Genomic DNA, 21,023 nt, shown 5'->3' on the forward strand with positions numbered 1-21,023 from the left:
ATGGCACGGGTACGACGCTCGGTGACCCGATCGAGGCGCAGGCGTTGCTGGCGACCTACGGCCAGGGCCGCTCGGGTCAGCCGCTGTGGCTCGGCTCTCTGAAGTCGAACATCGGTCACGCTCAGGCGGCGGCGGGTGTCGGCGGGATCATCAAGATGGTCATGGCCATGCGCCACGGCGTCCTGCCGAAGACGCTGCACGTGGATGCTCCGTCACCACATGTCGATTGGGCTTCCGGCGATGTCCGGCTGTTGACCGAATCGCGGGAGTGGCCGGTTACGGATCATCCGCGCCGGGCGGGTGTCTCGTCGTTCGGGATCAGCGGGACGAACGCGCACGTCATCCTCGAACAGGCCCCGGTTGTGGAGGCCCCGGTTGGGGAGGCCTCGGTTGGGGAGGCGCAGGCGGGGGAGGCGCCGGTTGGGGAGGCGGGGTCTGCGGTTGTGCCGTGGGTGCTGTCGGCGCGATCGGCTGAGGCTCTGCGCGACCAGGCTCGCAGACTGTCTGCATATGTTGGGAAGAGCCGGGCCGACGATGTGGGGTACTCGCTGGTCACCGGCCGCGCCCTCTGGGAGCACCGCGCAGTCGTGGTCGGCGAGGACTTCGCCGGCCTGCTGCAGGCCGTCGTCGATGGCGACGATGCCCCGGACTCGAGTCGGTCCACCGGTCGGCTGGGCTGGCTGTTCTCTGGTCAGGGTGTGCAGCGCCTGGGTATGGGTCGTGGTCTCTACGAGGCGTTCCCGGTGTTCGCTGCCGCGTTTGACGAGGTCGCCGATCTGGTCCCGGGTGATCCGAAGGGCATCTGGTGGGGTGCGGACCGTGCGACTTTGGATTCGACGGACAACGCGCAGGTCGGCATTTTTGCTTTCCAGGTCGCTTTGGTCGCGCTACTGAAGTCGTGGGGTGTTAAGCCGGAAGTTTTGGCTGGTCATTCGGTTGGCGAGTTCGCCGTCGCCTATGTGGCGGGGATGATCTCGTTGCCTGATGCGGTGCGTCTGGTGGTGGCGCGCGGAAGGTTGATGGCGGCGTTGCCTGCTGGTGGTGCGATGGCGGCGGTGCAGGCGACCCTGGCTGAGGTCGAGCCGTTCGGTATTGCGATCGCTGCGGTGAACGGTCCGGATTCGGTGGTGATCTCCGGCAGTGCTGAGGACGTCGACCGGGTGGTTGAGGCGTTGGGTCGCCGTAATACTCGGCTGCGGGTGTCGCATGCGTTCCATTCGTCGTTGATGGATCCGATGCTGGCTGCTTTCGAGCAGGAACTTTCGACGGTGGTCTTCAGTCCGGCGCAGATTCCGGTCGTCTCGACGGTGACGGGTAAGGCGGCGACTCCGGACGACCTGGCGACCGTCGACTACTGGCTGAGGCACACCCGCGGGACAGTGCTTTTCGCTGACGCCGTGGCCGCGATGGACGCCGGCATCCTGTTGGAGATCGGGTCGGATGCGGCGTTGACGCCGATGGCCGACGGAGCGATCGCACTCCAGCGCCGTGACCGCGATGAGGTCACCGAACTGTTGAGCGGAGTGGGTCAGGCATTCGTGCGGGGTGTGCCGGTCGACTGGAGCAGCTTCTTCTCTGGTGCGCGCCGGGTCGACCTTCCGACCTACGCCTTCCAGCGCGAGAGCTACTGGCTGGAGCCGGCCCCGGTCGTCGGGGATTCCGGCCATCCGCTGCTCGGGGCGATCGTGGTGCTGCCGGACGGCGACGGGGTCGTCGCGACGGGCCGGTTGTCGGTGCAGGCTCAGCCGTGGCTGGCCGATCACCGGGTCAACGACACGGTCCTCGTGCCCGGTACCGGCCTGCTGGAGATGGTGATCCGGGCCGGTGACGAGGTCGGTTGCGCGACGGTCGAGGAGTTGATGCTCCAGGCGCCGCTGGTGCTGCCGGCTCAGGTGCAGGTCGTGGTGGGTGCGGCTGACGACGATGGCCGCCGGCCGGTGACGGTGCACTCGCGGGACGGCGACGAGTGGACCCGGCACGCCGAGGGATTCCTCTTCGCCGGCATCGGCCGCGAGTGGATCGAGGACGCCGGGGAGGCCCGGATCCGGGACGCCGGGGAGGCCCGGATCCCGGACGCCGGGGAGGACCGGATCCGGGACGCCGGGGGAATCGCGGGACTGAGGGAATGGCCGCCACCCGGCGCCGAGCAGGTCGACGTCACCGGTGTCTACGACGCCCTGGCGGACGCCGGCCTGGAGTACGGGCCTGCCTTCCAGGGCCTGACCGCGGCCTGGCGAGCTGGCGACGACGTGTACGCCGAGGTGTCGCTACCGCAGGGCGTGACCGGCACTCAGGGTGCCACCGGCACCGGCACAGGGTTCGGGTTCGGGCTGCACCCGGCACTACTGGACGCGACACTGCACGCCCTGTCGGTCCGGGCGGACGCCGGTGAACGGGCGCTCGTCCCGTTCGCCTGGTCGGGAGTCACCGTGCACCGCGCGGGCGTGGACGCCGTCCGGGTGCACCTGGCGCCGACCGGTTCGGGCAGCGACGTGACCATCCGGATCGCCGACGACACGGGCACCCCGGTCGCCACGGTGGCCGGCCTGACCCTGCGCGAACCGGCCACGGCGGCGGGACCGGCCCCGCTGTTCCGCCTGGACTGGGTGCCGTCGAACCTGTCCGGCAACGCGGCGGACGGCGACGCGGCGGACGGCGACGCGGCGGAGGGCAACGCGGCGGACGGCGACGCGGCGGACGGCGACGCGGCGGACGGCGACGCGACGGGCGACCACGGGATCGAGGTCTGGCACAGCCGCGGAGGCGACGACCCGGCCGCCACCCGCACCGCCGTGCACGAGGCGCTGGTCGCACTGCAGGAGTTCCTGACCAGGACCGACGCCGACCAGCGGACCCTGGCGGTGGTGACTTCCGCGGATCTGGCCGGCGCCGCCGTGTCCGGCCTGGTGCGATCCGCCCAGTCGGAGAACCCCGGCCGCTTCGTGCTGATCGACGCCGACGCGGATGTCGACGTGTCGTCCCTGGCAGCGGCCGCACTGGAGGCCGATGAGGCACAGGTCCGGGTGCGTGACGGCGAGGTCCTGGTGCCGCGCCTGGTGCGGGCCGGCGTCGAGCCTGCGGTCGAGCCCCCGGGCTGGGGCGACGGTCCGGTTCTGATCACTGGTGGTACGGGCGCGCTGGGTGTGGCGGTCGCGAGGCATCTGGTGGCGGCGCACGAGGTACGAGATGTGGTGCTTGTTTCTCGTCGTGGGTCTCTGCCGGACGGGTTGGATGCCCGGGTGCGGGCGGTGGCGTGTGATGTCGCTGATCGGGAGGCGACGTTTGCGCTGGTGGAGGCGGTGCGGCCGTCGGCGGTGGTGCATCTTGCGGGTGTTCTCGACGACGGGGTGTTGTCATCGCTGACGCCGGATCGGGTGGATCGGGTGTTGCGTCCGAAGGTGGATGCGGTGTGGAACCTGCATGAGGCGGCTGGTGATCTGGCGGCGTTCGTGGTGTTCTCGTCGGCGGCGGGGGTGTTCGGCAACCCGGGGCAGGGGTCGTATGCGGCGGCGAACTCCTATCTGGACGCGTTTGCGCAATGGCGTCGTGATCAGGGGTTGCCGGGGCAGTCGTTGGCGTGGGGTCTGTGGGCTGATGGGATGGCCGGGACGCTCAGTGATGCTGATGTGCAGCGGATGAGTCGTGGCGGGGTGACCGCGATGCCGGTCGACGAGGCGCTCGCCCTGTTCGACCTGGCGCGTGCCCTCGACGGGGAAGAGCCCGTGCTCGCCCCGGTCCGCCTCGACACGGCCGCGCTGCGGGCCGCCGGCACCGTCCCGGACATCCTGCGCACCCTGGTCCCGGCCCGTCCCCGGCGTGCCGGCGTCCCCACGGCCCGGCCCGGTGACCTGCGGCAGCGACTCGCCGGTCGGGACGAGACCGAGCGTGAGCGGCTGCTGCTGGAGGCGGTGCTGACCAGCGCCGCCGCGGTCCTCGGGCATGCCGGTGCCGACGATGTCCACCCGGAGCGGGACTTCCTGGAGTCCGGGTTCGACTCGCTCTCCGCCGTCCAGTTGCGCGAGAGTCTCCGGGCGGCGACCGGCCTGCCACTGCCCCCGATGATCGTTTTCGACAGCAAGAGCCCGGCCGGACTCGCCCGGTATCTGCTGGCGCAACTGGGGGAACAGCCCGCGGCCGGTGCTCGGGCGCGAGACCGGGATCAGCTCACCGGCCTCTTCCGCGAGGCGGTGCTCGGTGGCCGTACCACGCAGGGAATCGCTCTTCTGAAGGCCGTCGCCGACCTGCGTCCGCGTTTCGGAGACCGTGCCGACCTGCCGGCGTTGCCGGCTGCCGTCCGTCTCGCGGACGGGCCGGATCCGGTGCGGCTGATCTGTCTCAGTACCCCGATGGCGACCGGTGGTGTGCATCAGCATGCGCGGCTCGCGGCGCCGTTCCGTGGTGTCCGTCCGGTTCTGACCCTGCCGACACCCGGGTTCGCGGCGGGTGACGCGCTGCCCGAGTCGGTGGCGGCGGTGACCGGGGTGCTGGCCGACGCCGTGCTGGCCACGGCCGAGGGGGAGCCGTTCGTGCTGCTCGGCTACTCGTCGGGTGGGGTGCTGGCGCATGCGGTGGCCGAGCGGCTGGAGCATGACGGGCGGGCGCGGCCGGAGGGCCTGGTGCTCGTCGACACCTACCGGGTGCGGGCCGACGACGGGCGGGCGACCGTTTTTGAGGAGATGTCGGTGGCGCTGGTGCGGCGGGACGCCGAGTTCGGGCTGTTCGACAGCGCCGGGCTGTCGGCGATGAGCCGCTACTTCGAGCTGCTGCCGATGTTCGCGCTGGAGCCGGTGAACGTGCCGGTGCTCTTCGTCGGTGCCGAGCAACCGTTCTTCGAGGACGGGACTAGTGGCTGGCAGGCCCGGCCGTGGTCCGGCGGGCACCGGCTGCGGACCGTGCCCGCCAACCACTTCACCATCGTCGAGGAGGCAGCCGGGGCGACCGCCGAGGTGGTCGCCGAATGGCTCGCTGACCTGGGAGGGGTCACGGAAGCAGGGGTGCGCTAGGGGGTTCGCGCGGCGGTCGGCTCTCCTACGTTCGGTGCAGACCGACGAGCCGACCCGAGTGGAGTCCGACAATGCCCGTGGCGCCCAGTGCCAAAGGAACCGTGCCGTTCGGCGAACACCGCACCTGGTACCGGATCAGCGGCGAGATCCGCGACGACCGGCCCACCCTGGTGGTGCTGCACGGTGGTCCCGGCAGCACCCACGACTATCTGCTGAACATCGCCGATCTCGCCGGGCAGGGCTGGGCGGTCGTGCACTACGACCAGCTCGGCAACGGCGGCTCCACCCACCTGCCCGGCCGCGGTGCCGACTTCTGGACCGTCGACCTGTTCCTCGCCGAGCTGGACAACCTGCTGCGCGGCATCGGCGTCGACGACAACTATGTGCTGCTCGGGCAGTCGTGGGGCGGCATGCTCGCGGCCCGGCATGCCGCCGCCCGGCCCGACGGGCTGCGCGGGCTCGTCATCGCCAACTCGCCGGCCTCCTACGAGCTGTGGCTCCAGGAGATGAAGGTGCTGCGTGACGAGCTGCCCGACGGTGTCAACGACGTCCTGCTGCGGCACGAGGCGGCCGGCACCACCGACGACGACGAGTACTTCCAGGCCATGCAGGTCTTCTACAACAAGCACGTGTGCCGGTTGACGCCGTGGCCGCGGGACTTCATGGCGTCGTTCATGGAGATCTACAACGACCCGACGGTGTACTACACGATGAACGGGCCGAACGAGTTCCACGTCATCGGCTCGCTGCGGGACTGGTCGGTGATCCCCTATCTGGCCGACATCGACGTGCCCACCCTGATCCTCTCCGGGCGTCACGACGAGGCCACCCCGGTCACCGTGCAGCCCTTCCAGGACCTCATCCCGGACGCCCGCTGGGTGATCTTCGAGGAGTCCAGTCACCTGCCCCACCTCGAGGAGCCGGGCTTCTTCCGGGACGTCCTCGCCGGTTACCTGAGCAGCCTTTCCTGAGCACGGGAGAAATCGTGGACAACAGTCTTCAGGCGACGACCGCCGTGGTGTTCCCCGGCATGGGGCCGACCAGTTTCGCCGACGTCGGCCGGTTCATGCTCGTCAACCCGTACGCGCGGGAACTGGTGGCGGAGGCCGACGAGGTCCTCGGCTACCCGCTGGTCGAGCGGTACCGGGAGGCGAGCGGCAACTACTCCGAATACGCCCAGGTGGCGTTCATGGTCAACAGTGTGGCGCTGGCCCGCTGGGCCGAGGCGAACCTCGGCATGACCGCGGGCGTGTGTGCCGGCCCCAGTTTCGGCGGCAAGGCGGCGATGGCCTACTCGGGGGCGCTGTCGTTCGCCGACGCGGTCCGCCTGACCGCGGGGATGGCCCGCGCGCTGGACGAGTACTTCGCGGTCGAGCACCGGGACGTGGTCACGCACTCGTTCATCCGTACGCCGGAGGACCGGTTGCGGGAGATCCTCGCCGAACTCGACGAGGCCGGCGAGTGGCACGAGGTCGCCTGCGTGCTCGACGAGGGCTTCCAGATGATGTCGCTGCACCGGGGACGGTCGGAGTGGCTGGAGAACCGTCTGCGCGCGGTCGGCGGGCTGCCGCTGTTCACCATGCACCCGCCACTGCACGCGAGTGTCTTCGGTGCGCTGCGCGACCGGATCGAGTCCGAGTTGCTCGGTGGCCTGACGTTCGCCGACCCGAGGCTGCCGGTGGTCGCCGACCAGGACGGCACGGTACGGACCACCGGCGAGGGGGTACGGCGGATGCTGCTCGACGGTGTCGTCCAGCCGGTCCGGTGGCCGGAGGTGGTGGCCTCGCTGCAGCGCCTCGGAGTGGGCACGATGTACGTCTGCGGCCAGGACAGCCTGTTCGGCCGGGTCGGGGTCACCACCCGCAACTTCGAGCTGCACCGCGTCGACGTCCGGACCGCGATGCAGCCCCGCCGCCGGACCGTGAACGTCTGATCCGGCGGCGGGGCTGATCGATCGGGCGGAACGCTCAGACGGTCACCCTGATCCCGTCGACGGTGCGCCACAACACCCCCGGCGTGGTGAAGTTCGCCGGGTTCAGGGCGTCGTCGACGAAACGCACGTCGTAGCGGCTCTCCAGAGCGGCGAGCAGTTCCACCGTCGCCAGCGAGTCCAATCCCAGATCACGCAGTGCCGAATCCGGCGCCAGTTCCTCCTCCGGCGGAAGGAATGGCAGGAATCGGCGCAGTTCCTCTTCGAACCCGGTGTCCCACATGAGTTTCGTCCTTCGGTCGCGGCATCCATTCACCGATGCCGTCGACGCTCGCACGGACGCGCGCGACGCCGGCACCCCTTCACCACCCCTATTGCGGCGGCACCGATCAGGAGAGTCATGAACGAGACAGGGACGAACGTCGCGGCGGAGCGATTCGGGCGAGGCCGCACCGCCTCACCCGACGGCGATGCTCTGCGTACGGCGGACACCACGATCACCTACCGGGAGATGCACGAGACCGCTCTCCGCTGGGCCGCCGCGCTGCCGCAGGGCCGCCCGGGCGCGCCCGCCGTCGTCGGGGTGCTGGCCGGCAAGACCGCACCGGCCTACCTCGGACTGCTGGCGGCCCTCTACTCCGGCGCGACAGTGGTACCCCTCAACCCGGACTTCCCGGTGGCCCGGCTGCGCCGGATGCTGACCCTGGCCGGGGTGTCCGCCCTGGTCGTGGACGACATCGGCCGTGAGCGGCTGCCGGGGATCTTCGACGGCGGCGAACCCCTGCCGGTCCTCGACCCGGCACGGCCCCCGGCCGGACCCGGGCTCGGTGCGCCTCGCCCGGTCTGCCCGGCGGACGCCGCCTACATCCTGTTCACCTCCGGGTCGACCGGCAACCCCAAGGGCGTGCCGATCAGCCACGCCAGCATCGGCCACTACTTCGGGCTCCTCGACCAGCGGTACGACTTCACACCCGCCGACGTGTTCTCCCAGACGTTCGACCTCAACTTCGACTGCGCGATGTTCGACCTGTTCTGCGCCTGGGGGGCCGGCGCCACGGTGCAGACGATCCCGCCGCACGAGTACCGGGACCTGCCCCGTTTCCTGACGGACAAGCGGGTCACGGTGTGGTTCTCCACCCCGAGCGCGATCGCCCTGGTGCGACGGCTGGGCGGGCTGGGCCCCGGCTCGATGCCCGGCCTGCGCTGGAGCTTCTTCGCCGGCGAGGCGCTGAACTGCCACGACGCCGAGGACTGGCTGGCCGCGGCGGAGAAGTCGACGGTCGAGAACCTGTACGGCCCGACCGAGCTGACCGTCACGATCACCGGCTACCGCTGGACGCCGTCGACCCCGGAGATCGCCGTCAACGGGTTGGTGCCGATCGGTGCCATGCACCCCGGCCACGACCACCTGCTGCTGGGCGACGGCGACGTCCCCGACGACGTGGAGGGGGAGCTGTGCATCACCGGGCCGCAGCTCACCACCGGATACCTGGATCCGGCCGACGACCGGGGACGCTTCCTGGACCGGGACGGTGCCCGCTGGTACCGCACCGGCGACCGGGTGCGCCTCCTGCCCGGCGGCGTGCTCACCTATCTCGGCCGGCTCGACAACCAGGTGCAGGTCCAGGGCTGGCGGGTGGAGCTCGCCGAGGTCGATCACGCGCTGCGGTCGGGCACCGGTGTCCAGGACGCGGTGACCGTCGCCGTGCCGGTCGACGGCAGCACCGAACTCGTGTCCTTCTATACCGGTGAGCCGGTCGCCGCGAGCGAACTGGCCCGCCGCCTCCGTGATTTCCTGCCGCACGGCATGATCCCGAAAGCATTCGTTAACGTCTCTGAATTCCCCCTGAACGCCAACCGCAAAGTGGACCGCCGGGCCCTCGCCGATATCGCCGCCCGCAGGTAGCAATCAATCAGGGGAAATAGCTTCGAGAATGGTGGTTAGGGGTGACTTAGGGGTGCGGGAGTGGCGTTCTGCGCCGTTAGCGTGACCGCGGCCCACGCAGCTATTTCTACGGATGGAGTGCGGCGTTGGAACACCGTGCGAAAGCATCGACGACCCTTCTCGACAGCCCGCCCGTCGCGGGCACGGTGCCGGAACTGCTGGCCGGGGCGGTCCACGAGTCCCCGGACGCGCCGGCGATCCGCGACGCGGACGGCGTGTGGAGTTACCGCGAACTGGCGGAGGCCGCACAGGCCTTCGCCGGCTGGCTGCGCCGGCAGGGAGTCCGGCGCGGCGACCGTGTCGTGGCGCAGCTGCCGAGCCGGCGTGAACTGGTGGCGATGTTCTACGGCACGGTGCAGACCGGCGCCATCTTCGTCCCGCTCAATCCGGCGATGAAGCCGTACCACCTGCGCGGTGTCCTGGAGAACGCCGAGCCGGTGCTGATCGTGGCCGCCGACGAGGCGGTCGCCGGCATCAAGGAGCTGGCCTCGGTGCCGGTGCTCGCCTCCTCGGACGTCTGGTCCGAGGTCGAGACGCCGCGCGCCGGACCGGACCCCGCCGGGACCGGCTACATCCGCCCCGACGACGTCGCCGTGCTGGTCTACACCTCCGGCAGCACGGCCGCCCCGAAGGCGGTGGTCTGCCCGCACGGGCAGGCCACCTTCGCCTCCCGCTCGATCCAGCAGGTGCTCGGCTACCGGCCGGACGATGTGGTCTTCTGCCGGTTCCCCCTCTCCTGGGACTACGGGCTCTACAAGGTGCTGCTGGCCTGCCTGGGCCGGTCCGAGCTGGTGCTCGCGGGCGAGGAGTCGGACCTGGTGCTGCTGCGCCGGATGCGCGAGACCGGCGCCACCGTGGTGCCGATCGTCCCGTCGCTGGCGACCATGATCGCCACCCTGGCCGCCCGCGACCAGGAGCCGCCACCGCCGGTCCGGATGTTCACCAACACCGGCGCGGCACTGCCGCAGAGCACCATCGACGCACTGCGGGCCGCGTTCCCCGGCGTCCGCGTGGTGCGGCAGTTCGGCCAGACCGAGTGCAAGCGCATCTCGATCATGCCGCCGGAGCAGGACCGCGAACGGCCGCAGTCGGTGGGACTGCCGCTGCCCGGAACCGAGGTGCTGATCCTCGGCCCGGACGGCGAGACGCTGCCCGCCGGCCAGGTCGGCGAGATCGTCGTGGCCGGGCCGCACGTCATGCCCGCCTACTGGAACGCGCCGGAGGTGTCGGCGAAGACCTTCCGGCCCGACCCGGTGACCGGAGCACGGCGGCTGCACACCGGCGACTACGGCAGCCTCGACGCCGATGGCTACCTGTACTTCGACGGCCGGCGCGACGACATGTTCAAACGCAAGGGCATCCGGATGAGCACGCTGGAGATCGAGGCCGCCGCCATGGACGTCCCCGGTGTCACCGCGGCCTGCGCCGTACCGCCCGGCGACGGCCACGACCTGGTGCTCTTCGTCTCCGGTGACGTCGCGCCGCACGGCGTGCTGCGCGAGATCTCCCGGCGGCTGGAACCGGCCAAGGTGCCCTCGGTCTGCCGGGTCCTGGCGGAGTTCCCGCTCACCGCGCACGGCAAGAACGCACGGCAGACCCTCACCCGCATGCTCGAGGAGGAGTCCCGGTGAACGACGCCGATCACGCGCAGCGCTACGGAACCCCGCTCTACCTCTACGACCTGGACCGGGTGGCGGCCGCCCGGGACGCGCTCCTCGGCGCGCTGCCGGACGCCTTCGAGCTCTACTACGCCGTCAAGGCCAACCCCCACCCCGACCTTCTGCGTACGCTCCACAACAGCCTCGGCCGCGGCTGCCGGGCCGAGATCAGCTCCACCGGTGAACTGGAAGCGGCCCTGACCGCGGGGTTCACCGGTGCCGACTGTCTCTACACCGGCCCCGGCAAGACGCCCGGTGAGCTGGAGATCGCGATCAGCGCCGGGGTCCGCACCTTCTCCGCCGAGTCACTGTCCGACCTCGTCCACATCGGCGAGGCCGCCGCGGCCCAGTCGGTCGTCGCCCGCTGCCTGCTGCGGATCAACAGCGCCTCGGCGAGCGCCACCACCAGCATCCGGATGACCGGTACACCCTCCCAGTTCGGCATCGACAGCGAGACCCTCGCCGGCCTCATGCCGGAGTTGCGTGCCGTACCCGGTGTCGACATCGCCGGCTTCCACTTCTTCCCGCTCAGCAACGCCCGCGACGAGGCCAGCCTGATCGGCGAGTTCCAGCACACCATCGCGCTGGCCGCCCGGCTGCAGGCGGAGACCGGACTGACGCTGCGCTACCTCGACATCGGTGGCGGGTTCTCGGTGCCGTACGCCGTACCCGGCGCCCGTGGCCACTACCCGAAACTGCGTGCCGAGCTGGAGGCCGCCCTCGACCTGCATCTGCCGGCCTGGCGCACCGGCGAACTCACCCTCGCCTGCGAGTCCGGCCGTTACCTGGTCGGCGACAGCGGCCGGCTGATCACCACCGTCACCAACGTCAAGACCAGCCGCGGCCGCCGGTTCGTCATCGCCGACGCCGGGATCAACACCTTCGGCGGGATGTCCGGACTGGGTCGGCTGCTGCCGGTCGCGGTCGAGCTCGACACCGACCGGACCGCGCAGAGGGCGTCGCTGGTGGGGCCGCTGTGCACGCCCGGCGACGTGCTCGGCCGGGAGATCGAACTGCCCGCACTCGAACCCGGCGACGTCATCGGCATCCCCAACGCCGGCGCCTACGGTGTCACCTCCAGCCTGCTGATGTTCCTCGGGCGGCCCTGCCCGGCCGAGGTCGTCGTCCGTGGCGACGAGGTGGTGTCCGTCTCGCGACTCACCCATACCCGCACGTTCGAGGCCGGCCGGGACACGGGTCCCGTCCGGCCGGAGTAGGCCGCCGACATGCGCAGCATCCTGAACGACCCCGCCACCACGGACCTCGCCGTGCACCGCGGCACCGTCGTGGTCAGCACCATGGCCTCCGACGCGCACACCTGGAACCTGGTCTTCCTCCAGCTGCTCATCGAGGAGCTGGGTTACCGGGTCCGCAACCTCGGCCCGTGCGTGCCCGACGACGTCCTGGTCGACGAGGTCCGCCGCAGCGGCGCCGACCTGGTCGTGCTCAGCAGCGTCAACGGCCACGGCTTCCAGGACGGGATGCGTGTCATCCCGGAACTGCGGGCCTGCCCGGAACTGTCCGCGGTCCCGATGGTGATCGGCGGCAAGCTCGGCGTCGACGGGGCCGGCGGCGACTCCGGCGCTCTCGTCGACGCCGGTTTCGACGCCGTCTTCAGCGATGACCAGCGGGGCATCGAGACCTTCCGGGCGCTGCTCACCACACTCCCCGCCCGCCCACCGGTGCCGGACATGGTCACCGCATGACAGCGCCGGCGCCGGTGGACTTCGGTGCCTTCGTCCGGGCCGCGGGTGCCCGCGGCCGGCTCGTGGTGCAGCCGCGGATGGGTTTCAGCGACCCGGACCGGATGCGGGAGGGACTGATCGCCACCCGGGCGGCCCGGGCCGTCACCGTCGGCACCCTGACACTCGACAGCTACACCCGGGTCGGTGAGCATCAGGCCGCGGCCGACGCGCTGCGCGACGGGATACCCCTCAACGGATACCCGATCGTCGAGCATCCGGCGGAGACCACCCGCCGGGTGCTCGACGGTGTGTGGGATCCGGAGTTCCCGGTCCAGGTCCGGCACGGATCGGCCACCCCACTGCGGATCTTCTCCACCCTGGTACGGCTACGCCTCAACGCGACCGAGGGCGGGCCGGTCTCGTACTGCCTGCCCTACGGCCGGACGCCGCTCGCCGACTCGGTCCGCAACTGGGCGCGCAGCTGTGAGCTCTACGCCCAGCTGCGCGACTCCGGGATCGAACCGCACCTGGAGACGTTCGGCGGCTGCATGCTGGGCCAGCTCTGCCCGCCCAGCCAGCTGGTGGCGATCAGCGTGCTGGAGGCGATCTTCTTCCACCAGCACGGCATCCGCAGCGTGTCGGTCAGCTACGCCCAGCAGACCAACGCCGAGCAGGACCGCGAGGCCGTGACGGCGCTGCGCCGGCTCTGCCGCGAGCTGCTGCCCACACCCGACTGGCACATCGTCATCTACGCGTACATGGGCGTCTACCCGACCACCCCGCGCGGGGCGCTGCGCCTGCTGGGGGAGGCCGCCGAACTGGCCGCGGCGACCGGCTCGGAACGGCTCATCGTCAAGACGGTCGCCGAGTCGATGCGCATCCCGACCATCGCGGAGAACGTGGAGGCGCTGGAGCACGCCTACACCACCGCGCGGCAGAGCCCGGCGGTCGTCGCGGACGAGCCGGCCGACTCACAGACCTATGCGGAGGCGGCCGCTCTGGTGCATGCCGTGCTCGACCTGCACGAGGACATCGGGCAGGCGCTGATCGCGGCGTTCCGGCGGGGCTACCTGGACATCCCGTACTGCCTGCATCCGGACAACCGGGGCCGCAGCCGCAGCTATCTGGACGCCGAGGGCCGGCTGCGCTGGGCGTCGCTGGGGTCGCTGCCGCTGCACGGCGTGGTGAGCACCGGCCGTGCCCAGCCGGTCACGTCCAGCGGCCTGCTCCGGGACCTGATGTACCTGCGCCGCGGCTTCGACGAGCAGGGGTGGCTGAGCCGCGGCGGTGCGGCGGTTCCCCCGGCGTCCATAGGGGTGCGTTGAGGGGTTCAGCCCGCGAAATCCCGCGGATACGGTTTCGGCACGGTACTTCACACATCGACGGAGGTGCTGATCATGAACGTTCTACCGGGAACGGTGACCAAGGCAATGTCCGCACTATTGGCGGGCGGGCCGGACAGTCTCCCCGCTGAGCTGCGGCGATGCGCCGCGCCGGAGAGCGACGACCGGATAAAGGTCGAACATTGGGGTGGGTACGAGCATTTCCAGCGCCGTTCCGTGCAGAATCCGGACGACGGTTTCGTCATTTTCGACTGGGTCACCCGGACCCGCATCGCGGAATAGGCGTCGGCGGTGACCGTCAACGGCGAATCCATGCGGCGGCACGTTGAGGTCGACGACGCGGACGCGGCGGTGCTCTTCTACACCGCGGTGTTCGGGGGCGTCGAGTCGAGTCGTGAGTCCCTCTTCGACGGTCGCGTCCTGCACGTCGACATCCGGGTCGGCGACTACCTGCTGAGTGTCGGCACCCCGTGGTGGCGACCGCACCCGGTCGTCCCGGCCGCCGGTCCCAGCGAGCTCGTCCTCACCGGGGCCGACATGGACCAGGTGCTGCTGCGGTTCGCCGAGGCCGGCGCGACGGTCGAGCGGACCGGTGACGCCGCCACGGTCGGCGACCGGTTCGGCCACCGCTGGCACATGGTGCGTGCCGGTTGAGCCCGGAACCCCGGTGTGCGGTGGTGACCGGCGCGGCCCGTGGCATCGGTGCCGCGACCGTGCTGACGCTCGCCGAGCAGGGCTGGGCGGTGCTGGCGATGGACCTCGCCGCCGGCGATCCGGCGTTGCCGTACCCCCTCGGCAGCGCCGCCGAACTGACCGGGGTGGTCGCGGAGGCAGGCCGCCGGGCCGGTCGTCCGGGACGGGTCAGGGCCTTCATCGGTGACGTCCGCGACCACGACACGGTCCTGGCCGCGGTCGCCGAGGCCGAACAGCACTGGGGTGGACTGGACGCCGCCGTCGCCGCGGCCGGGGTGATCGCCGGTGGGGTGCCGCAGTGGGAGGTGCCGATCGACCAGGAACGGGCGGTGCTCGACGTCAACCTCGGCGGCGTCCTGACTCTGGCCCGGGCGGCGGTGCCCGCCCTGCTGCGGCGGGAGCCGCCACGCCACGGCCGGTTCCTGGCCGTCGCCTCGGCTGCCGCCACCCGGGGACTGCCCCTGCTCGCGGCGTACTGCGCGGCCAAGGCGGGCGTTGCCGGCCTGATCCGTGCCCTCGCCGTCGAACTCGCCGCCCACGGTGTGACCGCCAACGCGGTCAGCCCCGGTTCGACGGCCACCCCGATCCTCGACGAGAGCGCCCGCCTCTACGACCTGGGCGGCGCCGGTGACTTCGCCGCGCAACAGCCGATCGGCAGGCTCCTGCGGGCCGGGGAGATCGCGGCGGTGCTGGCCTTCCTCGCCGGGCCGCACAGCAGCGGCATGACCGGCGCGGTCGTCCCGGTGGACGGCGGGCTGGCGCTGTGACCGCGCGTGCTGGTGGACGGCGGGCCGGTGCTGTCGCCGCGCGTGCTGGTGGACGGCGGGCCGGTGCTGTCGCCGCGCGTCCTGGTGGACGGCGGGCCGGTGCTGTGACCGCGCGGCCGCCGCTGCCGGTGGGCTTCCGGGTCGACCTCGATCCGGCGACGCTGCGCCTCACCGGCGACCTGTGGTTCGGTGGATCGCCGGCCCGGATACTGCGCCTGACCGCTGCCGGGCAGGCCCTCTGGCAGCGCCTGGAGAGCGGAACGGTCACGTCGCGTGCCGAGGGGATCCTGGCCCGCCGGATGACCGACGAGGGACTCGCCCACCCCCTGCCGCCCGAACCGGCCACGACCCCGGCGATCACCGTGGTCGTGCCGGTGCGCGGGCGACCGGAGATGCTCGACCGCTGCCTCACCGGACTCGGTGACCGGCACCCGGTGATCGTCGTCGACGACGCCACCACCGACCCGCGGGTGGTCGCCGGGGTGGCCGCCCGGCACGGCGCCACCCTCGTCCGGCGGGACATCAACGGGGGACCGGCCGCCGCCCGCAACACCGGCCTGCGGCATGTCACCACCGAGCTCGTGGCCCTGGTCGACAGCGACTGCCGGCCGGTGCACGGCTGGTTGGAGCAGCTGGCGGCACACTTCGCCGACCCGCTGGTCGCGGTGGCCGCGCCGCGGGTGGTCGCCGCCGGGGACGGGCCGTGCGCGCTCGACATGGGTGACCGGCCGGCCCGTGTCGTCGCCCGGACCCCGGTTCCCTACGTGCCGACCGCGGCGCTGCTGGCCCGCACGTCGGCGCTACGTCAGATGGAACGCGACGGCGACGTCTTCGAGGTGGCGCTGCGGCCCGGCGAGGACGTCGACCTGGTCTGGCGGCTGCACCGGGCCGGCTGGCTGGTGCGGTACGACCCGTCGGTGCGCGTGGCCCACGAGGAGCCGGCCACCCGGGCCGCGCTGCTGGCACGGCGCTTCCACTACGGCACGTCGGTGGCGCCGCTGGCCGTACGCCATCCCGGCGCGATGTCGCCGCTGGAGCTGCATCCGTGGCCCGCCCTGACCGTCGCCGGACTGCTGGCCCGCCGCCCCACGCTGGCCGGAGCCGCGTTCACCGCCTCCGTGTTCGCGATGCTGCGGACCCTGCGAAAGGCCGGCGTGCCCGAGGCCGGGACCGTGCCCGCCATGGCCGAAGCCGTCCGCCAGACCTGGCTGGGCACCGGCCGGTACGCCACCCGGTTCGCGTCACCGCTGCTCGCCGCCGTGCTGGTGGCGCCCGGCGGCCGGACACCGGCCCGCCGCTGGGGCAGACGGCTCGCCGCGGCGTCGCTGCTGCTCGGGCCGGCTCTCACCGCCTGGCTGCCCCGGCGCTCGTCGACCGGCCCGGTCCGGTTCGTCGCGGACAGCATCGCCGACGACATCGCCTACGGCGCCGGTGTCTGGGCGGGCTGCCTGCGGGAGCGCACCACCGAACCACTGCGGCCGGTGATCAACCGGCATCCCCTGCGAGACGAGAGGCCGACGAGATGAGCAACGCCTGGTTCGAGAGCGTCGCCGAAGCCCAGCGCCGGGCCCGGAGACGCCTGCCCGCCTCGGTGTACAAGGCCATCCTGGCCGGCTCCGAGCGGGGGATCACCCTGCGCGACAACGTCGACGCCTTCGACGAGATCGGCTTCGCCCCGCACACCGCCGGCCTGAGCGGCAAACGCGACCTGACCACCACCGTCCTCGGGCGGTCGCTGGCCCTGCCGGTGCTGATCTCGCCGACCGGGGTGCAGGCCGTGCACCCGGACGGTGAGGTCGCGGTGGCCCGTGCCGCCGCCGCGCGGGGCACCGCGATCGGGCTCAGCTCGTTCGGCAGCAAACCGATCGAGGAGGTCGTCGCGGCCAACCCGATGACGTTCTTCCAGGTCTACTGGTGCGGCAGCCGCGACCAGATGCTGGCCCGGATGGACCGGGCGCGTACCGCCGGGGCCGCCGGGCTGATCGTCACCCTCGACTGGTCGTTCTCGCACTCCCGGGACTGGGGCAGCCCCTACATCCCGCAGCGGATCGACCTGCGGGAGGCGGTGCGGTTCGCCCCGGAGGTCGCCGTCCGGCCGCGCTGGCTCCTCTCCTACGCGCGCAGTCGCCGGCTGCCCGACCTCACGGTGCCCAACATGGTGCCGCGCGGTGCCGAGGCACCCGGTTTCTTCGCCGCCTACGGCGAATGGATGCAGACCGCGCCGCCGAGCTGGGAGGACATCCGCTGGCTGCGGGAGCAGTGGGACGGGCCGTTCCTGCTGAAGGGTGTGACCCGGGTCGACGACGCGCGCCGGGCGGTGGCCTGCGGTGTCACGGCCATCTCGGTCTCCAACCACGGCGGTAACAACCTGGACGGGACACCGGCCGCGATCCGGACCCTGCCGGCCGTCGCCGAGGCTGTCGGCGACCAGGTGGAGGTGCTGCTCGACGGCGGCATCCGCCGCGGCGGTGACGTGGTCAAGGCGCTCGCCCTGGGCGCCCGTGCGGTGCTGGCCGGGCGGGCCTATCTGTGGGGGCTGGCCGCCAACGGGCAGGCCGGTGTGGAGAACGTGCTGGACGTGCTGCGCAACGGCATCGACTCGGCGCTGCTCGCCCTGGGCCGTGACTCGGTGCGTGACCTGTGCCGCGACGACGTCCTGGTGCCGGCCGGTTTCGAACGATCGCTCGGCCGGTAGTGGACACGACCACGGACCGGGAGCGCTGGCGTTCCCTGGCGGCGCGGGCGCTGAGCCGTACCAGCGGGAGCAGCGTCGACCCGGCCGATGTGGAGCGACTGCTCACCACGACCACCTACGACGGTGTGGAGATCCGGCCCCTCTACACCGAGGAGGACGCCGGTCATCCGTACCCCCGCAGCGGAGCCCGCGAAGCCGGCGGCTGGCGGATCCGGCAGCACCACCGCATCGCCGATCCGGGCGAAGCCCGCCGGGACCTGGACGCCGGCGTGACCTCGCTGTGGGTCGCGGGTGGCGCCGGTCTGACCGGCGTGCTCGCCGAGATCGACCCGGCCGCGCACACGATCGTGCTGGACGCCGGCGACGACCTGGCCGCGGCGGCGGAGACCCTTCTGCGGTACGCCGCCGGCCTGCCCGGACCACTCGAAGGCGGCCTCGGCGCCGACCCGATCACCCGTCGCGTGCCTGGCGAGGACGCCACCGCCCTGGCCGTGCGCTGCGCGCGATCCTTCCCCGGGCTGCGGGCCTTCACCGTCGACGCCACCGTCCACCACGACGCGGGTGGCAGCGACGCCGAGGAACTGGGCTGCGGGCTGGCCGTGGCCGTCGAGTACCTGCGGCGGATGACCGGTGCCGGGCTCACCGCGGGGGAGGCGTTCCAGCAGATCGAGCACCGGTATGCCGCGACCGCCGACCAGTTCGCGACGATCGCCAAGTTGCGGGCCGCCCGGCGGTTGTGGGCGCGGGTGGCCGAGCTCTTCGGCGCGGCCCCGGGCGCTGCCGTCCAGGTGCAGCACGCGGTGACGTCGGGCGCGATGATGACCGTCCGGGACCCCTGGAACAACATGCTGCGCGCCACGCTGGCCTGCTTCGGTGCGGGTGTCGGCGGCGCGGACGCGGTGACTGTCCGGCCCTACGACGACGTGCTGGAGTCGCCCAGTGAGCTGGGCCGCCGGGTGGCCCGCAACACCGGCGCGATCCTGCTCGACGAGTCCCGGCTGGGTGCGGTGGCGGACCCGGCCGGTGGCTCGTGGTTCGTCGAGAGTCTCACCGACGGGCTGGCAGGCGCGGCGTGGGACTGGTTCACCGAGATCGAAAACGGTGGCGGCGCGGCGGCTGCCCTGGAGTCCGGGCTGATCGAGAAACGGCTGGCCGCGACCCGTGACCGGCGTCGTGACGACATCGCGAATGGCCGTACCACCATCGTCGGGGTCACCGCCTTTCCCGATCCGGACGAGATCCCTGATCGACCGGCCACACCGGACGGCGTGCCGTCCGGGCACCGCTACGCGGAGGAATTCGAGTGACCGAGATCGGCTATCCCGGGCTGCCGCCGTTCGTCCGGGGCCCCTATCCGACGATGTACGCCACCCAGCCGTGGACCATCCGCCAGTACGCCGGGTTCTCCACCGCGGCCGAGTCGAACGCCTTCTACCGGCGTAACCTCGCGGCCGGGCAGAGGGGCCTGTCGGTCGCGTTCGACCTGCCCACCCACCGCGGCTACGACAGCGACCACCCGCGGGTCGCCGGTGACGTCGGGATGGCCGGGGTGGCGATCGACTCGATCCTCGACATGCGGCAGCTGTTCGACGGCATCCCGCTGGACCGGATGAGCGTGTCGATGACCATGAACGGCGCCGTCCTGCCGATCATGGCGTTGTTCGTGGTGGCGGCCCGGGAGCAGGGTGTCGCACCGGAACAGCTGACCGGGACCATCCAGAACGACGTCCTCAAGGAGTTCATGGTCCGCAACACCTACATCTACCCGCCCGGGCCGTCGATGCGGATCGTCTCCGACATCCTCGGCTGGACCGCGCGGCACATGCCGAGGTTCAACTCGATCTCGGTCTCCGGCTACCACATGCACGAGGCCGGGGCGACCGCCGACCTGGAACTGGCGTACACCCTGGCCAACGGCGTGGAGTACCTGCGGGCCGGTGTCGCCGCCGGCCTGGACGTCGACGCGTTCGCCCCCCGGATGTCGTTCTTCTGGGCGGTCGGCGCCGACTTCTTCACCGAGGTCGCCAAGCTGCGGGCGGCCCGGCTGCTGTGGACGTCGCTGGTCCGCGAGTTCCAGCCGCGCGACGACCGGTCGCTGATGCTGCGCATGCACTGCCAGACCTCGGGCTGGTCGCTGACCGCGCAGGACCCGTTCAACAACGTGATCCGTACCTGCGTGGAGGCGATGGCCGCCACCCAGGGCCACACCCAGTCGCTGCACACCAACGCCCTGGACGAGGCGCTGGCCCTGCCCACCCCGTTCTCGGCGCGGATCGCCCGTAACACCCAGCTCGTGCTCCAGCACGAGTCCGGCACCACCCGGGTGGCCGACCCGTGGGGCGGCTCCCACCACGTCGAACGGCTCACCGCCGACCTCGCCCGGCGGGCCCGCGAGCACCTCGACGAGATCGAGGCGGCCGGTGGCATGGCCCGTGCCATCGACGCCGGTCTGCCCAAGGCCCGGATCGAGGAGGCGGCTGCCCGTACCCAGGCCCGGATCGACACCGGCCGGCAGCCGGTGATCGGCGTCAACCGCAACCGGCCGGAGACCGAGGAGCCCTTGGAGATCCGCACCGTGGACAACACCGCGGTCCGGGCCGAGCAGTGCGCGAAGTTGCGCCGGCTGCGTGCCGAACGCGACGGTGCGGCCTGCGAGGCGGCGTTGCGGGCGCTCACCGAGGGTGCCGCCGGTGATGCCGATCTGCTCGAACTGTCGGTGCGGGCGGCCGCCGCCGGTGCCACCGTGGGTGAGATGTCCGACGCGCTGGAGCGGGTCTTCGGCCGCCACACCGGGCAGGTGCGGGTCGTCACCGGCGTCTACGACCAGGAGGCCGGTGCGGCCGGCGCGGTCGGCCGGGCGCGCCGGGCCGCCGACGAGTTCCTCGAGGCCGAGGGCCGCCGGGCGCGGATCCTGGTCGCCAAGATGGGCCAGGACGGCCACGACCGCGGCCAGAAGGTCGTCGCCACCGCGTTCGCCGACCTCGGTTTCGACGTCGACGTCGGCCCGTTGTTCCAGACCCCGGACGAGGTGGCCCGCCAGGCGATCGAGGCCGACGTGCACATCGTGGGCGTGAACTCGCTGGCCGCCGGACATCTGACGCTGATCCCGGCGCTGCGCGCCGAGCTGGACCGGCTGGGCCGGCCCGACATCCTGCTGGTGGCCGGTGGCGTCATCCCGGAGCAGGACCATGCGGCCTTGCGGGCCGCGGGGGCGCAGGCGGTCTTCCGGCCCGGCACGCCACTCGCGGAGGCGGCCCTCGAGGTTCTTTCCCTGCTCGCGGTACGGCCGGACGCGCCGGCCTGA

General features: G+C 71.9%; 16 protein-coding genes. 15 read left to right on the forward strand and 1 reads right to left on the reverse strand.

The window, feature by feature from the left end:
* The 3 genes from ACFO0C_RS29185 to ACFO0C_RS29195 form a co-directional block, all read left to right on the forward strand.
* On the forward strand, positions 1 to 5,003 hold a 5,003-nt coding region (locus ACFO0C_RS29185; RefSeq protein WP_378069928.1), incomplete at its 5' end, for a type I polyketide synthase.
* A gap of 71 nt (positions 5,004 to 5,074) precedes the next feature.
* Positions 5,075 to 5,974, forward strand: a complete 900-nt coding sequence (locus tag ACFO0C_RS29190; protein WP_378069929.1) for a proline iminopeptidase-family hydrolase — start codon at positions 5,075 to 5,077, stop codon at positions 5,972 to 5,974.
* Positions 5,975 to 5,988: 14 nt separating this feature from the next.
* Positions 5,989 to 6,936: an ACP S-malonyltransferase gene (locus tag ACFO0C_RS29195; protein WP_378069930.1), complete on the forward strand. Its 948-nt coding sequence runs from the start codon at positions 5,989 to 5,991 to the stop codon at positions 6,934 to 6,936.
* Between the two features lie 34 nt (positions 6,937 to 6,970).
* On the opposite strand, the gene ACFO0C_RS29200 is transcribed toward ACFO0C_RS29195, so the two are convergent.
* Positions 6,971 to 7,216 carry a phosphopantetheine-binding protein gene (locus tag ACFO0C_RS29200; RefSeq protein WP_378069931.1) on the reverse strand — a complete coding sequence of 82 codons (246 nt, stop codon included), beginning with the start codon at positions 7,214 to 7,216 and terminating at the stop codon, positions 6,971 to 6,973.
* Positions 7,217 to 7,333: 117 nt separating this feature from the next.
* Between ACFO0C_RS29200 and ACFO0C_RS29205 the strand changes: the two genes are divergently transcribed.
* From ACFO0C_RS29205 to scpA, 12 genes are all read left to right on the forward strand, one after another.
* Positions 7,334 to 8,839, forward strand: coding sequence for an AMP-binding protein (locus tag ACFO0C_RS29205; RefSeq protein WP_378069932.1), 1,506 nt, complete (start codon positions 7,334 to 7,336; stop codon positions 8,837 to 8,839).
* A gap of 125 nt (positions 8,840 to 8,964) precedes the next feature.
* Complete coding sequence (locus ACFO0C_RS29210) at positions 8,965 to 10,509, forward strand: AMP-binding protein (RefSeq protein ID WP_378069933.1); 1,545 nt, start codon at positions 8,965 to 8,967, stop codon at positions 10,507 to 10,509.
* Entirely contained in the window at positions 10,506 to 11,753 is a 1,248-nt protein-coding gene (locus ACFO0C_RS29215) for a type III PLP-dependent enzyme (RefSeq protein WP_378069934.1), read from the forward strand. Before ACFO0C_RS29210 ends, ACFO0C_RS29215 begins: the two co-directional genes overlap by 4 nt.
* A gap of 9 nt (positions 11,754 to 11,762) precedes the next feature.
* Positions 11,763 to 12,242 carry a cobalamin B12-binding domain-containing protein gene (locus ACFO0C_RS29220; protein ID WP_378069935.1) on the forward strand — a complete coding sequence of 160 codons (480 nt, stop codon included), beginning with the start codon at positions 11,763 to 11,765 and terminating at the stop codon, positions 12,240 to 12,242.
* Positions 12,239 to 13,546: a methylaspartate mutase gene (locus tag ACFO0C_RS29225; protein ID WP_378069936.1), complete on the forward strand. Its 1,308-nt coding sequence runs from the start codon at positions 12,239 to 12,241 to the stop codon at positions 13,544 to 13,546. The genes ACFO0C_RS29220 and ACFO0C_RS29225 overlap by 4 nt, the downstream gene beginning before the upstream one ends.
* Before the next feature lie 72 nt (positions 13,547 to 13,618).
* Positions 13,619 to 13,846: a DUF5988 family protein gene (locus tag ACFO0C_RS29230; RefSeq protein ID WP_378069937.1), complete on the forward strand. Its 228-nt coding sequence runs from the start codon at positions 13,619 to 13,621 to the stop codon at positions 13,844 to 13,846.
* Between the two features lie 30 nt (positions 13,847 to 13,876).
* Positions 13,877 to 14,218: a VOC family protein gene (locus tag ACFO0C_RS29235; RefSeq protein ID WP_378069938.1), complete on the forward strand. Its 342-nt coding sequence runs from the start codon at positions 13,877 to 13,879 to the stop codon at positions 14,216 to 14,218.
* Positions 14,215 to 15,024, forward strand: a complete 810-nt coding sequence (locus ACFO0C_RS29240) for a mycofactocin-coupled SDR family oxidoreductase (protein ID WP_378069939.1) — start codon at positions 14,215 to 14,217, stop codon at positions 15,022 to 15,024. The genes ACFO0C_RS29235 and ACFO0C_RS29240 overlap by 4 nt, the downstream gene beginning before the upstream one ends.
* Before the next feature lie 104 nt (positions 15,025 to 15,128).
* A complete protein-coding gene (gene mftF, locus ACFO0C_RS29245; RefSeq protein WP_378069940.1) occupies positions 15,129 to 16,550 on the forward strand; it encodes a mycofactocin biosynthesis glycosyltransferase MftF in 1,422 nt (473 codons plus the stop codon).
* A complete protein-coding gene (gene mftD, locus ACFO0C_RS29250; protein WP_378069941.1) occupies positions 16,547 to 17,719 on the forward strand; it encodes a pre-mycofactocin synthase MftD in 1,173 nt (390 codons plus the stop codon). The genes mftF and mftD overlap by 4 nt, the downstream gene beginning before the upstream one ends.
* Positions 17,719 to 19,026: a methylmalonyl-CoA mutase subunit beta gene (locus ACFO0C_RS29255; RefSeq protein WP_378069942.1), complete on the forward strand. Its 1,308-nt coding sequence runs from the start codon at positions 17,719 to 17,721 to the stop codon at positions 19,024 to 19,026. The genes mftD and ACFO0C_RS29255 overlap by 1 nt, the downstream gene beginning before the upstream one ends.
* Complete coding sequence (gene scpA / locus ACFO0C_RS29260) at positions 19,023 to 21,023, forward strand: methylmalonyl-CoA mutase (protein ID WP_378069943.1); 2,001 nt, start codon at positions 19,023 to 19,025, stop codon at positions 21,021 to 21,023. Before ACFO0C_RS29255 ends, scpA begins: the two co-directional genes overlap by 4 nt.

Origin of the sequence: Actinoplanes subglobosus, from assembly GCF_042650585.1 — a bacterium.
Lineage (GTDB): Bacteria > Actinomycetota > Actinomycetes > Mycobacteriales > Micromonosporaceae > Actinoplanes > Actinoplanes subglobosus.

What these genes read in the sequence shown, in the direction of transcription:
- ACFO0C_RS29225 (WP_378069936.1), top strand. Translation starts at nt 12,239, where the DNA reads ATGACAGCGCCGGCGCCGGTGGACTTCGGTGCCTTCGTCCGGGCCGCG.
- ACFO0C_RS29190 (WP_378069929.1), top strand. Translation starts at nt 5,075, where the DNA reads ATGCCCGTGGCGCCCAGTGCCAAAGGAACCGTGCCGTTCGGCGAACAC.
- ACFO0C_RS29235 (WP_378069938.1), top strand. Translation starts at nt 13,877, where the DNA reads ATGCGGCGGCACGTTGAGGTCGACGACGCGGACGCGGCGGTGCTCTTC.
- ACFO0C_RS29220 (WP_378069935.1), top strand. Translation starts at nt 11,763, where the DNA reads ATGCGCAGCATCCTGAACGACCCCGCCACCACGGACCTCGCCGTGCAC.
- ACFO0C_RS29200 (WP_378069931.1), bottom strand. Translation starts at nt 7,216, where the DNA reads ATGTGGGACACCGGGTTCGAAGAGGAACTGCGCCGATTCCTGCCATTC.
- mftD (WP_378069941.1), top strand. Translation starts at nt 16,547, where the DNA reads ATGAGCAACGCCTGGTTCGAGAGCGTCGCCGAAGCCCAGCGCCGGGCC.
- ACFO0C_RS29230 (WP_378069937.1), top strand. Translation starts at nt 13,619, where the DNA reads ATGAACGTTCTACCGGGAACGGTGACCAAGGCAATGTCCGCACTATTG.
- ACFO0C_RS29205 (WP_378069932.1), top strand. Translation starts at nt 7,334, where the DNA reads ATGAACGAGACAGGGACGAACGTCGCGGCGGAGCGATTCGGGCGAGGC.